The sequence below is a fragment of the Streptomyces vastus genome, assembly GCF_039532825.1.
GTDB lineage: Bacteria > Actinomycetota > Actinomycetes > Streptomycetales > Streptomycetaceae > Streptomyces > Streptomyces vastus.
In genome coordinates this window covers 138,399-151,623 of the sequence record NZ_BAAASJ010000060.1, presented here as the reverse complement: position 1 = coordinate 151,623, position 13,225 = coordinate 138,399, and the positions used below count along the sequence as shown (strand labels likewise).

The window sequence follows — 13,225 nt, the reverse complement described above, 5'->3', positions numbered from 1 at the left end:
GCACCGTGGCGGCCGGGTGAACGTGGTGTAGCGATCACGCGTGCCCCCTGTGGATCTCCTCTCCAACCCCCGGCGTACGCTGTATGGCTGTCACAGGCCGCACCTGCCGCTCCCCCGCGACACCGCGGTTCTCGGCACGTTCGGGCCTACGGGGGAGACACAGGGGAGTTCGGGTGCTTGAGAGTGTGGGGCTGCTGACCGGCAGCCCATGGATCTACGCCGTGGTGGCCCTGTCCGTGCTGTTCGACGTGTTCGTGCCGGTGCTGCCGAGCGGAGTCCTCGTCATCGCGGCGGCGACGGCGGCCGCGGCCGGCTCCGGCGCGGCGACCGGGAACGTACCGGACCTCCTGCCGCTGGCCCTCTCCGCGGCCACCGCCTCGGTCCTCGGCGACCTGCTCGCGTACCGGCTGGCCCGGCACGGCGGCGAGCGCCTCGACCGGGCCCTCGCCCGCTCCCGCCGCCTGACCGGTGCGCAGGAACGTCTCGGCGCGGCCCTCGCACGCGGCGGCGGAGCCCTTGTCGTCATCGCCCGCTTCGCGCCCGCGGGCCGCTCACTCGTCTCGCTCGGCGCGGGCGCCGCCCACCGCCGCACCCGCGAGTTCCTGCCCTGGTCGATCCTCGCGGCCCTGGCGTGGGCCGCGTACAGCGTCGGCCTCGGCTACTTCGGCGGCCACCTGCTGGGCACGACCTGGCTCGCCACGGGCGTTTCGCTGCTCGCGCTGTTCGGTGCGGGAGCGGGAGCGGCGTACCTGATACGGCGGCCGGTGGCGGAGACGGGCACGGGCGTCTGAGGGCTACGCGTCCGAGGCGTACACGGCCGGTACCTGCGGGCTGCGTACGGGGTCAGCCGGCCCGGCGCGCGGCCGTCTGACCCCGCACCTCGAGCCCGTCCAGCAGCTCGGCCGTCGCCTCCGCGATCACGTCGACCGCCCGGTCGAACACCTCACGGTTGTGAGCGGCCGGAGCCCGGAACCCGGATACCTTGCGGACGTACTGAAGGGCAGCGGCCCGGATGTCCTCCTCGGTGGCCTCTTCGGGGAGTACGGGCGGACGGAGAGTCTTGATGCTTCGGCACATGGGTCCAGTCTCGCGCGTGCTCGGGGATCGTATGGGCGGGAAGCCTGTCGGAACCGGAGCGGCGGTACACCCGTAGGGACGTACCGCCGCTCTCAGCCCAAGCCGATCAGCCCTCGGCGATCTCGCGGACCTCGACGGTGACCGTGAACTCCGCCGGGTGGATCTCGAGGAAGCGCTTGGCCCACTCCATGGCCTCGGCCTTGTCCTTGCACTGGGTGACGGAGTAGCCGCCGATCACTTCCTTGGTCTCGGTGAACGGCCCGTCGACCTGGCTGAACTTGCCGCCGGACCAGGTGATCCGGGTCCCCTCTGAGGTCGGGTGGAGCCCGGCCGTGTCCAGCATGACCCCGGCCTTGGTGATCTCCTCGAGCAGCGCCTCCATACGCTCCCCGAACTCCGGGCCCATGCCCTCGACAGGGACGTCGTTCTCCTCGATACGGACCAGCGTCATAAAGCGCGGCATGGTGACTCCTCGATCATCTCGTTGTCGTCTTGGCGACAAGGACGGAGCTTCTCCCCGCCTCTCACCTCTGCGTCGAGCGGGCGACGGCAGGATCGACAACCACCCGGGAGAATTTTCCAGGACCCCGTGTGACGTGAGTCACGGCAACGGCCGGCCGGTGCAACAGGGCCGGCCTCGTCAGGCGGCGAGGATGCCGTCGATCTGGCCGACCGCCTCCTGCAGACCCTCGACCATGCCCATGTTCACCATCTGCTCCATCTGCTCCCGGGAGTCGAAGGTCGAGCGCATCTCCATCCGGGTGCCTCCCTCGCGCTCGGTGAGCTGCACCCGCACGTTCATGGTCGGCTGGTCGGGGCTCGGCTTGCCGTCCTGGTCGGCGAAGCCGTCGGTGAACTCCAGCGACGTCGGCGAAGTGACCGAGGTGACGCGCCACCAGCCGTAGTGCTTCTCGCCCTCCGGGCTGGTCATGAAGTAGGTGACGTCCCCGCCGGGGGTCAGATCGTGCTGCTCCACGGTCGCCGGATAGGTCGGCGGTCCCCACCAGCGCTCCAGCTGCCGCGGGTCGGCCCACAGCTGCCACACCCGCTCGACGGGTGCGGAGAAGTCGGCGATCAGGGTGAGGGTCAGGTTGTCGAGGTCCTTGTCCACACTCGTGACGGTCATCAGTCCGGTCCTTCCGTCGGGTCGCTCTTCTCGGGATCCTCTGCGAGCAGGCGGGACATCCTGTCCACTCTGCCCCGCCAGGCCGTCTCGAGCTCGTCGAGCGCCTGCCGCGCGCGGCCCACCGCGTCGGGGTCGGTACGCACGAGCTGCTCCCGGCCGCGGCGCTGCTTGGTGACAAGACCGGCCCGCTCCAGCACCGCGACGTGCTTCTGCACCGCGGCGAAGCTCATCGGATAGGCCTCGGACAGCCGTGACACCGACATCCCGCCCCGCACGCAGCGGCGGAGGATGTCGCGGCGCGTGGCGTCGGCCAGTGCGTGGAACAGACGGTCCACGGCCTCGTCGCTCATCCCATCTACAACCATTTGGTTGTACGTTAGGCCGGAGCTCCGCCCTTGTAAAGGGGGTTACGCACTCGTCAGCGCAGGTCGAGCCGCATCAGGACCCGGGGATGACCGGCCAGCACGGAGGTGGTGTCGGCGGCGTGGACGAACCCGGCGCGTTCGAAGTTCTTCCGGATCCCGGCGTAAGCCATGGTCAGGTCGACCTTGGCGTCACCGTTGTCGAGTGGGTACGCCTCGATCACCGGCGCACCGTGGGCGCGGGCGAACTCGACGGCGCCGGCTATGAGGGCATGCGAGATCCCCTGCTTCCGGTGACCGGGGCGTACGCGGATGCACCACAGCGACCAGACCGGCAGGTCGTCGACGTGCGGGATCTTGCGGTTGCGCGCGAAGGCCGTGTCCGAGCGCGGCGCCACGGCGGCCCAGCCGACGGGCTCGTCACCGTCGTAAGCGAGCACTCCCGGAGGCGGATCAGCTCGGCACAACTCGGCGACGTACTCACCGCGGGCCGGTCCGCGAAGCTCGTTGTTGAGCTTGGACGGGATCCGGTAGCTCAGACACCAGCAGACGTTGGCCGTGGGCGACTAGGGCCCGACCAGCGCGCGGACATCTTCGAAGACCGAAGCCGGACGAACCTCGATGGCCATGGAACCCACGATGCCACGGCGTACGCGGCGCCGCCGCTCAGCCTTCGGCGGCACGGAGCGACATGGAGTCACACCCGTACGTGTGAAGTCCCCCAAGGAACTCGCATCCCAAATTCGAACAGGCGTAGCATTGGCGCGTGGCTGAGACCTATGACTTTCCGAGTGACCTCCTGGCCGGTCAGGAGGAGCTGCATCAGGTCCGGGCCGAGCTGCTGGCCCTGCTGAAGCGGCTCCCCTGGTCGGTCGAGCCCATGGAGGGCATCAGCGACAACCACGGGTGGCGCAAGGTGGAACTGCCCGCCTCGCCCGGCTGGACCGCCGACGAACAGGCCGAGGTGGAGAAGCTCCGCGAGCGCGAGCGGGAGCTGGCCGTCTTCGTGACCTGCCACCGCTTCTGGGCCGAGGTCACGGGCGCGGAGAGGGTGGACGCGAGGATGCACCTGAAGCACGTACGGGAGGCGGAGGAGGGGCGGCCCTCGTGAGGCAAGGACCGCCGAGCCGTCGCCGGCGGCTCCGTGTTCAGGCTCGCAAGAGGTTGGTGCGCGTCGCCGCCAGCAGGTACCAGGCGGTCGCCCCCGCATGCCGGTACGGGTAGTAGCCGAAACCGAATCCGGTGTCGAGCGGGCTGCTCGCCGAGACGACTCCGGAGCGTTCGGGCAGCGCCTTGTCGCCGACGGTCTGGCCGGCGCCGAGCAGGTCCTGGGCCTGTTCGATCGAGGCGATCAGCCGGCGGGCGCGCGCCTCGTCACCCGGAGCGTGCCGGTCCCGCAGGGCGAGCGCGAGATGGGCGGTCCCCTCGAACCACACACCGTTCCGGTCGGGCTTGGGCTGGAACTCGGCGATCGGGGCGTCCTCGTTCGCCAGGAGACTGGCGGAGCTGAAGGTGACGCCCTCGTACGACTGGCCCGCGGGCACCGTGCTGTTGGGCCGGTCGGCGTGGTCGAGGACGGCCAGCTCGGCCGCGGCCCAGTCCAGCGACCGGGAGTACTTGCGGGAGCCGAGGGCGAGATGGGTCCAGGTCTGGGTGTCCTCGGGGATCGGTGACTTGTTGACCGTGATGCCGTCGTTGGTGCCGGTGTAGAAGAAGCCGCCGGACGGCTCCCACATCTTCTCGACGAAGGCTTCGGCCCGCGCACGCCGCTCCAGCCACACCCGGTCCCCGGTGAGCCGGGCGAGCCGTCCGAAGAGGCAGACCAGGTCGGTGTTGTGCTCGGTCGAGGTGAACGGCAGCTTCTCGTTCGCCCCGTCGACCCCGAACTTGTAGCCGCCGAGAGGTTCGTCGGTACGACCGTTCCGCTCGATCCACGTACCGATCTGCACCGCACCGTCGAGGAAGCGGCGGGCCCCGGTCCGGCGGGCGAGTGCGCTCAGCGCGATGCCCGCCCAGGCCATGTCGCCCACCGCCGTACCCGTGAACCCGAACTGGGTGCCGACGTTGGCGGTGCCGTCCGCCCGCACGAAGCCGTCCGGCTGCCTCGAACCGTCGAAGAAGGTGTACGGCCCGACGTTGTAGGCCTGGCGCAGCCTGCCGTCGTCGTACACGGGATCGTGGGCCTGGGCATAGAGCAACGCGTCGCCGAGCGCCACGGCTCTGGCCCGGCCGTCGGCGGTACGCACCGCGAGGTGGGCCAGGATCGCGAGGGCGTTGTCGTACGTGAACGCCGTGCTGAACAGACCCGCCTGGTCGGTGTAGCTCTGGGTCAGGCGAGTGCTGCCGTGGTCGGGATAGGAGTCCATGGCGGCGGCGAGAAAGGCGTGCCCCCGACGCTGGGCGGAACTCCCGCCGCCCGAGTCTCCGGCGGCGTGCGCCGCACCGGAGCCGACCACGGTGAACACCGCGGCACCGGCACCGAGTCCGGCGCCGATGAGCGTTCGCCGGCTGAACGCCGGGGTTTGTCTGCCGGTCATGGTTCTCCCTGAGCCGAGCTTGAGAGCGCTCTCAACACTGCGCGCTCATTGTGCTGGCACGTGCGGGGCAGGTCAACGTCCTTGGCGTGCGTGCCCGTTGGGGCGAAGGTGCAGGACGGGACGCCGGGGTGTGGACTCGACGCTGACCTGGCATGCAACGGGGTCGCGCAGAGATCTGACGTCTTCAAGACGATCGGCACACAGAACCAGCCAGGCGCCCGATGGGCATCCTGGCTGGTCAAACGCGTGGGCGCGGACGGTTTCGAACCGCCGACATCCTGCTTGTAAGGCAGGCGCTCTACCCCTGAGCTACGCACCCCGGACGAGTCGACAGCCTACCTTGCCAGGGGCAGTGCCCGGCAAACACGTATCGGGCACCGCATCGGGGCGCGGTCTCGCGTGATGCGGGGGTTTTCCCCAGGTGGGATCCGGGAGTGGGCCGGATCCCACCCTGAGCCCCCGCTCCGTACGGTCGAAGAGCGTCCCGGGCATGCCGTAAAGGGCCACGGAGTCCACGGTCGGGGCGCCCGACGCCAGGGGGAGCCCATCATGGCCGTACGTATCCGCCGTTCCGCCGCCGTGGCCACCGCGGCCGTCGCCGTCGTCACCCTGTTCGCCGCCGGGTGCGGTGCCAGCGCGGGGGACGACGAGGAACCCGAGCACCGTTCGTTCGCGCTGGAGGGCCGCACGCTGACCGTCGACTCCGACGACTCCGCGCTCGAACTGGTCGCCGCCGATGTCGACGAGGTGAAGGTCACCCGGTGGTTCCAGGGCAGCGTCGTCCTCGGCGGGGACCCCAAGGTGACCTGGGCGATGGAGAACGACGAGCTCACGCTGCGGATGAAGTGCGCGGGCGTGGTCGCCGACTGCGCTGCCAAGCACCGGATCGAGGTGCCGCGGGGTATCGCGGTCACCGTGAAGGACGGGGACGGCAGCGTACGGGCGAGCGGCTTCGAGGAGGCCCTGAATGTCCGCACGGGCGACGGGTCCGTGCACGTCGAGGACTCCAGCGGGTCCCTGACCCTGCGCACCGGTGACGGTTCGGTCACCGCGACCGGCGTCGGCTCCAGGCGCGTGGACGTGCACACGCGGGACGGTTCCGTGCGGCTCGGCCTCGCCGCCGTACCCGACCGGGTCGCCTCGCGCAGCCAGGACGGCTCCGTCACCATCGAGCTGCCCGCGGAGGCGACGTACCGCGTGCGGACCGAGACCGGCGACGGCGGTGTCGATGTTTCCGTGCCCCGCGACGAGCGCAGCGCGCACGAGGTGTCCGCCGAGACACGGGACGGGAAAGTCACGGTGCGTACGGCGAACTAACCGGGCCGTGTGTTCGTCCCTACCTGGTGGGAGAATGACACCGGGCAGGGTGGACCACAGCACGGGAGAGGGATGTGACGGCGACACCTTCACAGCCGTACACGCCGTTTGTGCCATGGGCACAGCAACTACCTCGTCACCGTCCCGATTTGAGGGCCGCGAGGGCCCCGAGCACGCGCGGCACCGCCCGTGACCTCCTGACCCTGGTCCTCCTTCCGCTCCCGCTGCTCGCGCTCACGCTCCCCGCCGCGTTCACCGGCGGCGGGACACGGCGGTGGTTCGGCGGCCGTTCCGAGAGCCAGCGGGCCGAGGCGCAGGCGGCCAAGGACGCCGCGGCAGCCGCTTTCTACGAGCTCGACACCGCGCAGCGCGATCTGCGCATCTCGATCGAGACCATCACGGCCGTCGACAACTCCCCCGCCGCCCGGCGCGCGGTCGCCGACTTCGACGCGCTGGGGCGTCGTATCGACGAGGTCAGCCATACGTACATCAACGCGGTCGACGCCCACGACCTCGACCGCGACGACCTGGAGGCCTCCGTCGCGGCCCGGGCGCGTACAGAGCTGACGAAGGCCAAGGACGAACTGGCCCGCGTCAAGCAGGAGCTGGACCGGTTCACCGACGGGCTCGGCCCGCTGATCGGCAAGGCCGAGACCCAGCTGGCCCGGCTCGCCCCGGCCGTCGAGCGCGCCCGCCAGGCCCTTCTCGCCGCCTCGAACGCCCTGGATGCCGTACGGGGCTCAGGGCTCAAGGCCGACGACCTGGCAGCCCGCCTCGCCACCCTCGGTCCCGAGCTCACCAAGCTCAATCAAGGCGCCGGGCAGCACGGCGTCCCGGAGACGCTGGAGCGCGCCGACCGGGTCGCGCGCGACGCCGAGGCGGTGCGCGCGGAGGCCGAGCGGCTGCCGGAGCGGGCCGCCGAGATCGACCGCCGCCTGGTCTCCCTGCGGACGCGCGCCCAGGCCCTCACCACCCGTTCCGGGCAGGTGGATCCGGTGCTGAGCGAGCTGCGGCGCCGGTTCACGGCCGCCTGCTGGCAGGACCTTCAGCACGTACCGGGCCAGGCCGCCGAGACGGTACGGCAGGCCGAGTCGAAGCTGACGGAGGCGCGGGCGGCGCGCGACGAGCAGCGCTGGGCGGACGCGACGGCACTGCTGTCCACGGTGCGGGCGCTGCTGAACACGACCGACGAGGCCGTGTCCGCGGCCGGGGACCGACTGCGGCGGCTGAACGAGGTGCAGAAGGATCCACAGCGCGAGATCGACCGCACACGCTTCGCGATCCGCGACGCCCAGCGGCTGGCGATGGCAGGCCGTCATACGCCCGACCCGCGTCACGCCCGCCCGCTCGACGACTCGGTGGGCCGTCTGGAGCGGGCCGTCGCCACCTTGGAGGGACGGCACCCCGATTACTGGCACTTCCTGACCGAGACGGAGGCCGTGCGGCGGACGGTGTCCCGGGTGGTGGCGCAGATCCGCGAGGAGCGGGGGCACTCCGCGTGAAGCGCTCGCCCCGTCAGGGCGCTGTCGCCCGCTAATCTGTCCGTATGCCTCGCTACGAATACCGCTGCCGGACCTGCGGTGACACCTTCGAGAAGAGCCGCCCCATGGCGGAGTCGTCCGCCCCCGCGTCGTGCCCGGCCGGCCACGACGACACGGTGAAGCTGCTGTCGACGGTCGCCGTCGGCGGATCGGCCTCGGCGCCCGCGACCGCACCGGCGCCCAAGGCGAGCGGCGGGGGGTGCTGCGGCGGGGGCTGCTGCGGCTGACCCTGACTTCCTGGCGCCACGCAGCCGCGCTCCCCTCCTCGCTCCTGCCCGCAGGGCTTCAGGTCAGGGCACACTGCGGAAAACCGTAATTGCGAGCTGCGGTTGACCGCCTTGGCCCGTATCCGCCCAGACCCGCAGCGTGTCGGGATGCAGACCCACCCGGCGCGCGGCCACCGACAGACGAAAGAGTTCCGTACCCAGGAGGTTAGGGAAGCCCAACGCGCGCTATCCACAGATCAGTTCGCCTATCGCTCAATCATGTGAAAACAGCGCGTACCGGCCCGGCCGCCGACAGATCGTGATACGAAGCCAAAACCAGGAAACCTGGGCAAAAACCAACGACTGTAATCAACCCTCGTCCGCTGCAGCCGCTGTTGAGGTCCCTACCGCACCTCCCGCAGGAACTCCCGCAGAATCCGCTCGCCCGCGGCGACACCCCGTTCCGGAAGAGAGGTGACCCCGGGGGGCGTCCAGCCCGCATCGGCCAGTTCACCGTGTCCCGGACGCCAGCCCCGGTCCGCGGCGAGCAGGAGGTCGGCGTCGAGGAGGGAGTCGCCGGCTGCGAGGGTGAGGTCGGCTCCGGTGCGGCGGGCGATCTCGTGCATCGCGGCGCTCTTGGTGAGCGGCTTCGGTACGGCGTAGATCTTGCGGCCCTGGAGGGAGACGGTCCAGCCTCGGTTCTCCGCCCAGACGGCCAGTTCCTTCACCCAGTCCTCGGGCAGCAGTTCGCGCTCGACGACGACGTATGCGAAGAGATCCTCGGCGACGCGGTGCTTGCGTACCCAGGTGGGGTCGGCGGTGGCGGTCATATGGTCCCGGACCTCGGCGAGCGGGGCGCACTCGCCGGCCAGCCGCTCGGTGACCTGCGCGTGCCACTCCGGGTCCGAGGCGCCGTCGACGAGGAGATGGCCGCCGTTGGCGCAGATCGCGAACTTCGGTGCGGGGCCGGGGAGTCGGATGCGGCGGTACTGCTGACGCGTACGGGTCGTGGTCGGTACGAAGAGGGCCTCGTCGCTGAGTTCGCCGAGTTCGGTGAGCAGTGCGGCCGCGGTCTCGGTCATGTACGACAGGGGCTGGCTCTCGTACACCTCGACGCACAGCAGCCGCGGCGCACGCTCGTCCGGCAGGGGCAGCGCGAGTGCGGCAGCGGAGTAGATGAGGGTGCGGTCGAGGTCGCTTGCCACGACCACCTTCGGCGAGGACATCAGACCGTCACCGCCTTGCCGTCGGCGCCGGTCGCCCCGCGGGTGTACTTGGGGTGGATCAACCCGACGCAGGTGTACGGGAGTTCGGCGACCTCCTCGACGGGCACACCGCGCTGTTCGGCGAGCAGGCGTACATGGTCCAGGTCGGCGCCCGCTCCCGCACGGGCGAGGATCTTCCAGGGGACGCGGCGCAGCAGTACGCGGGTCGTCTCGCCGACGCCCGGCTTGACGAGGTTCACATCATGGATGCCGTACTCCTCGCTGATCCGCTCAACTGCCGCCCAGCCCTCCCAGGTTGGGCTGCGGTCCATGGAGAGCAACTCCTTGACGAGGGTGTCGACCGCGTCGCCGACCTCGTCGAAGCGGTCGGCGATGGCGTCGAGGAAGTCGACGGAGACGTCCGCGCCGGCGAGTTCGCGGTAGAACTTCGCGCCGTGGAAGTCGTGCTCCCCGACCAGGTCGGCACGGAGCACCGTGCGCGAAATGAGTCCGGAGACTGTCGAGTTGAGGCAGGCGGAGGGGATGAGGAAGTCCTCGCGGGTGCCGTAGGTGCGGACGCAGGAGCCGGGGTCGGCGAGCACCGCGATCTCCGGGTCGAAGCCGGTGATGCCGTCGGAGGCCTCGAACTCCTCTATGGCCTGGGCGAGTTCGCGGGTGATGGCGCCCTTGCCGGTCCAGCCGTCCACGAAGACGACATCGGCCGGGTCGTGGTGGGCGGCCAGCCAGCGCAGCGCGTTGGCGTCGATGCCCCGCCCGCGCACGATGGAGACGGCGTAGTGCGGCAGGTCGAGCGCGTGCCGGTGCTGGGCCCAGCGGCGCATCAGGATGCCGATGGGGGTGCCGGCGCGGGCGAGCGACACGAGGACGGGGCGCGGGGACCGCTCCGCCAGCACGGTCTCGGTGACGGCGCCCGCCGCCCGGGCGATGCGGGCGGCCGAGGTGTCCAGCGCGGCGCGGAACAGCTCCTGGTACCGGTCGCTCGGCTGGTACTCCACCGGCAGCGACTCCGCGTAGTGCGCGCCCCCGCTCTGGATCGCCTCCTCGCGCTCCTCCGTCGGCGCCTCCAGCGTCACGTCCGAGAGGTCCTGGAGCAGCCAGCCGACCTCGTCAGGGGCGTACGAGGAGAAGTCGGGGCCGCGAAGGGGCTCGGGCAGCATGGCGGGCCTTTCGGACAGCTGCGGGGTGGGGGCGTACGACGAGGTGAGGGCAGCGGCGTACGACGGTGTGTACGAGGGGACGACGGCGAGCAGCACGCTCGGGGTGTGTGCCGCGAGCCGCGCCAACAGGCCGTCCGGGGCGTGCAGTTCGGGCGTGTCTGCGACCGAGTCGACCACTGCGACGACGGCGTCGAATCCGCCGCCTGCGACGTTGTAGGCATAGCGCTCGCCGGGGCCGTCGTCCGGATTGTCGTGGGCAGGGAAGACGAGGCGGCTGCGGATCGCGTAACCGGGGTCGTCTACGGCGAGGACCGGGGAGCGGGTCGTGGTCGAGTAGTGGACTTCGGCGCCGGTCAGCTCCTCCAGCGTGACGCCGAGCCGCAGCGGCGCGTACATCAACTCCTCGAAGCCGAGGACGAGTACACGGCGCGCGTCGTCCGGCAGCGCGTCCGCGAGCCGCGCGGCCATGGCGGGCAGCGCGCCCTCCAGGCGTATGCGGTGCTCGGGGGTGAAGCCGTGCCGGCCGCCGTCGGGCAGGTCCTGCGGCCAGCCGAGTTCCACGCGCGCGAAAGTGCCGCGCTCCGCAAGCCCCGGCAGCCCCGGATGCTCCGGAAGCGGTTCTGCGGCCGACTCGTGCTCGGTGACCAGGGCCTGCCCCTTCTCCAGTACGCCGTCGGGCAGCCGCACCGTCCCCGATGCCGCCGCCACCAGGTCCACGCGGGCCCCGATCTCCTGGGCGAAGGCCTCGAGGCGGCCCTGGTCCGCCGGGGAGCGCATGTCGACGAGCGCCACGATCACGTAGTGCTCGCGCGGGTAGCGCTCGTGCAGCGCGCGGATCGTGTTGAGCACGGTGTTGCCCGTGGAGAACTCGTCGTCCACGAGGACCAGCGCCCCGTCGCCCGCGAGCAGCCCGGGCTTCTCCGGCAGCAGCAGATGCGAGGTGGCGTGCGAGTGGGACTCCTCGAAGCCGCCCGCCCGCTCGACTCCCTCGACGGGGCGCCGCGTCGAGTGCAGATAGGGCGCCAGGCCCAGGCCGTCCGCGACCGAGTGGCCGAGGCCCGTCGCCGTCTCCGCGTACCCGAGCACCACGGCCCGGCGCGCCCCCGCGTCGCCGAGCAGTTCGCGCACCCGGTGGCCCAGTTCGTACCCGGTCTGCCACACCGTGCGCGGGCTCTGCGGTACGTGCTTGCCCAGCACGTTCGACACCAGCAGATGCGCGCGCTTGGGGTTGCGCCGCAGGGCAAGCCCCAGCAGCTCGCTCAGCTTCTCGTCACCGACGAGTTCGACGCCGAGCCGCTCGGCGACCCAGGTACCTGTCCACACCACGTTTCTCATTAAATCCCTGTGTTCGGCCGGGCAGCCCGGCAGTGAGTCCAGCCGGGCACATCAGCGGTGAGTTCAGCCGGGCAGCCCGGCGGCAAATCCCTATGTCTGGCCGGTCAGTCCGGCGGCGAGCAGCTCCACGAAGCCGATGTCCTCGTTCGCGACGCCGAAGACCTCGGCGCGCTGCAGGGTGCGCTCGGCCCAGGCGCGGTGCGGCTTCACCTCATTCATCTTGTTCGTGTACGCGGACCGCATGACGCCTCCGCCGCCACGCTCGGGCCGCGCTATGTCCTGGGCGTCGCTGTACTCCTCGTGACTGACCACGGACAGAGCATGGACGGGCAGTACGTGCGAGGGATGGATGCAGGTCTTGCCGAGCAGCCCGTTGGCCCGGTCGAGAGAGATCTCGCGCAGCAGCCCGTCCATGTCGTGCTCGATCAGCGCGTTGCGCAGGTCCTCGGCCTCCGGGGTGAAGGGGCTGCGGCGCAACTGCGGCTTGAACATGCGCTCCTGGACCCGGAAGTACTCCCACACGGGCCCGGTCACCGTGAAACCGGTGCCGTCGGCCCGCCCCAGCACGTTCACCACGTCGGCGATCACGGAGGCCACGATCTGCACGTCGTACGCGGTCATGTCGGGCGCCCGGCGCAGCCCGTAGGAGGAGCAGAAGTCGGTGACGCCGAGCCTGAGCGCGAGGACGCGGTCGCGGTACTTGTCGACGGCGCGGAAGATGCCCGCGAGGGTATCCACGCGGGACTCTCGGTACAGCAGGTCCGGCGATTCGAGGACGGGCATGGCGAACAGCCGCCGCCCGTTCGCGGCCTCGGCCGCGGTGAGCGCCTCCAGGAACGGCACGCCCCGCTCCTCGGTGAACTTCGGCAGCACGAAGCCGGACAGCAGCCGGGCCGCGTCGCCGAGCCGCTCGACGAGATCCGGGATCTGCTCCGGCGTACGGACGCGGATGAACAGCAGCGGCAGCTCGGTCTCCGGGCAGCGCTCGGCCAGGTCCCGGAACTGCCGGACCAGATTCTCCTCGGCGCCCGCGACCTCCGCGTCGTCTATGGAGTCCTCCAGGCACAGCACCATCGAGACAACGCCGCGCCCGGTCTGCTTCACGATGTCCTCGGCCAGCCGCTGTCTGGTCGCGGGGCTGTACAGCGTGGCGCCGAGGGCCACGGAAAGCATCCGGGCCGGGGATTCCGCGGTGAAGACGCAGGGTTCCTGATGGAAGAGGCGCTGCCGCACCTCCGGAGCGATGTGCCCGAAATGACGCATGAGACTCCCCGGGGCGGCTGAGCGGCCTGACGATATGTGGCCGGTAATAGTACGTAGGGATCCATGTCCGAGGTTCCC

The 13,225-nt window shown here is 70.8% G+C and carries 13 protein-coding genes, 1 tRNA gene and 1 pseudogene; 5 read left to right on the top strand and 10 right to left on the bottom strand.

All coding sequences use genetic code 11. The features are described from left to right. Window positions 1–173 precede the first annotated feature (173 nt). A complete protein-coding gene (locus ABD357_RS25400) occupies window positions 174–791 on the top strand; it encodes a DedA family protein (protein WP_344393195.1) in 618 nt (205 codons plus the stop codon). A 52-nt stretch (window positions 792–843) separates the two neighbouring features. Here the strand turns inward: ABD357_RS25400 and ABD357_RS25395 are convergent, their stop codons facing one another. The 5 genes and pseudogenes from ABD357_RS25395 to ABD357_RS25375 form a co-directional block, all read right to left on the bottom strand. Continuing rightward, the gene (locus ABD357_RS25395; RefSeq protein WP_344393194.1) at window positions 844–1,077 is read right to left on the bottom strand and encodes a DUF2277 domain-containing protein; all 234 of its coding nucleotides are present in this window, start codon (window positions 1,075–1,077) and stop codon (window positions 844–846) included. A 106-nt stretch (window positions 1,078–1,183) separates the two neighbouring features. Beyond that, window positions 1,184–1,540, bottom strand: coding sequence for a YciI family protein (locus tag ABD357_RS25390; protein ID WP_344393193.1), 357 nt, complete (start codon window positions 1,538–1,540; stop codon window positions 1,184–1,186). 177 nt (window positions 1,541–1,717) lie between these two features. After that, complete coding sequence (locus ABD357_RS25385; RefSeq protein ID WP_344393192.1) at window positions 1,718–2,203, bottom strand: SRPBCC family protein; 486 nt, start codon at window positions 2,201–2,203, stop codon at window positions 1,718–1,720. Further along, the gene (locus tag ABD357_RS25380) at window positions 2,203–2,568 is read right to left on the bottom strand and encodes an ArsR/SmtB family transcription factor (protein ID WP_344393191.1); all 366 of its coding nucleotides are present in this window, start codon (window positions 2,566–2,568) and stop codon (window positions 2,203–2,205) included. The genes ABD357_RS25385 and ABD357_RS25380 overlap by 1 nt, the downstream gene beginning before the upstream one ends. A gap of 53 nt (window positions 2,569–2,621) precedes the next feature. Beyond that, window positions 2,622–3,194: pseudogene (locus tag ABD357_RS25375) on the bottom strand (GNAT family N-acetyltransferase). A gap of 137 nt (window positions 3,195–3,331) precedes the next feature. Between ABD357_RS25375 and ABD357_RS25370 the strand changes: the two are divergent. After that, window positions 3,332–3,676, top strand: a complete 345-nt coding sequence (locus ABD357_RS25370; protein ID WP_344393189.1) for a hypothetical protein — start codon at window positions 3,332–3,334, stop codon at window positions 3,674–3,676. Between the two features lie 37 nt (window positions 3,677–3,713). Here the strand turns inward: ABD357_RS25370 and ABD357_RS25365 are convergent, their stop codons facing one another. Both ABD357_RS25365 and ABD357_RS25360 read right to left on the bottom strand, forming a co-directional pair. Beyond that, window positions 3,714–5,102, bottom strand: a complete 1,389-nt coding sequence (locus ABD357_RS25365; RefSeq protein WP_344393188.1) for a YyaL domain-containing protein — start codon at window positions 5,100–5,102, stop codon at window positions 3,714–3,716. A 247-nt stretch (window positions 5,103–5,349) separates the two neighbouring features. Beyond that, a tRNA-Val gene (locus ABD357_RS25360) sits at window positions 5,350–5,421 on the bottom strand. 230 nt (window positions 5,422–5,651) lie between these two features. Here ABD357_RS25360 and ABD357_RS25355 point away from each other — a divergent pair. The 3 genes from ABD357_RS25355 (at window position 5,652) to ABD357_RS25345 (ending at window position 8,187) form a co-directional block, all read left to right on the top strand. Next, window positions 5,652–6,419, top strand: coding sequence for a DUF4097 family beta strand repeat-containing protein (locus ABD357_RS25355; protein WP_344393187.1), 768 nt, complete (start codon window positions 5,652–5,654; stop codon window positions 6,417–6,419). A 74-nt stretch (window positions 6,420–6,493) separates the two neighbouring features. Beyond that, window positions 6,494–7,921, top strand: a complete 1,428-nt coding sequence (locus tag ABD357_RS25350; RefSeq protein ID WP_344393186.1) for a hypothetical protein — start codon at window positions 6,494–6,496, stop codon at window positions 7,919–7,921. Window positions 7,922–7,965: 44 nt separating this feature from the next. Then, window positions 7,966–8,187, top strand: coding sequence for an FmdB family zinc ribbon protein (locus ABD357_RS25345; RefSeq protein ID WP_344393185.1), 222 nt, complete (start codon window positions 7,966–7,968; stop codon window positions 8,185–8,187). A gap of 383 nt (window positions 8,188–8,570) precedes the next feature. On the opposite strand, the gene ABD357_RS25340 is transcribed toward ABD357_RS25345, so the two are convergent. From ABD357_RS25340 to ABD357_RS25330, 3 genes are all read right to left on the bottom strand, one after another. Then, on the bottom strand, window positions 8,571–9,392 hold the full coding sequence (locus tag ABD357_RS25340) for an HAD family hydrolase (protein ID WP_344393183.1): 822 nt from the start codon (window positions 9,390–9,392) through the stop codon (window positions 8,571–8,573). Continuing rightward, complete coding sequence (locus tag ABD357_RS25335; RefSeq protein WP_344393181.1) at window positions 9,392–11,884, bottom strand: phosphoribosyltransferase; 2,493 nt, start codon at window positions 11,882–11,884, stop codon at window positions 9,392–9,394. The genes ABD357_RS25340 and ABD357_RS25335 overlap by 1 nt, the downstream gene beginning before the upstream one ends. A 90-nt stretch (window positions 11,885–11,974) precedes the next feature. Next, the gene (locus tag ABD357_RS25330) at window positions 11,975–13,147 is read right to left on the bottom strand and encodes an HpcH/HpaI aldolase/citrate lyase family protein (protein WP_344393179.1); all 1,173 of its coding nucleotides are present in this window, start codon (window positions 13,145–13,147) and stop codon (window positions 11,975–11,977) included. Window positions 13,148–13,225: the final 78 nt, after the last annotated feature.

Coding starts and splice junctions, on each gene's coding strand:
- ABD357_RS25330 (WP_344393179.1), bottom strand. CDS start 13,147: ATGCGTCATTTCGGGCACATCGCTCCGGAGGTGCGGCAGCGCCTCTTC.
- ABD357_RS25390 (WP_344393193.1), bottom strand. CDS start 1,540: ATGCCGCGCTTTATGACGCTGGTCCGTATCGAGGAGAACGACGTCCCT.
- ABD357_RS25395 (WP_344393194.1), bottom strand. CDS start 1,077: ATGTGCCGAAGCATCAAGACTCTCCGTCCGCCCGTACTCCCCGAAGAG.
- ABD357_RS25340 (WP_344393183.1), bottom strand. CDS start 9,392: ATGTCCTCGCCGAAGGTGGTCGTGGCAAGCGACCTCGACCGCACCCTC.
- ABD357_RS25385 (WP_344393192.1), bottom strand. CDS start 2,203: ATGACCGTCACGAGTGTGGACAAGGACCTCGACAACCTGACCCTCACC.
- ABD357_RS25345 (WP_344393185.1), top strand. CDS start 7,966: ATGCCTCGCTACGAATACCGCTGCCGGACCTGCGGTGACACCTTCGAG.
- ABD357_RS25335 (WP_344393181.1), bottom strand. CDS start 11,884: ATGAGAAACGTGGTGTGGACAGGTACCTGGGTCGCCGAGCGGCTCGGC.
- ABD357_RS25380 (WP_344393191.1), bottom strand. CDS start 2,568: ATGGTTGTAGATGGGATGAGCGACGAGGCCGTGGACCGTCTGTTCCAC.
- ABD357_RS25355 (WP_344393187.1), top strand. CDS start 5,652: ATGGCCGTACGTATCCGCCGTTCCGCCGCCGTGGCCACCGCGGCCGTC.
- ABD357_RS25365 (WP_344393188.1), bottom strand. CDS start 5,102: ATGACCGGCAGACAAACCCCGGCGTTCAGCCGGCGAACGCTCATCGGC.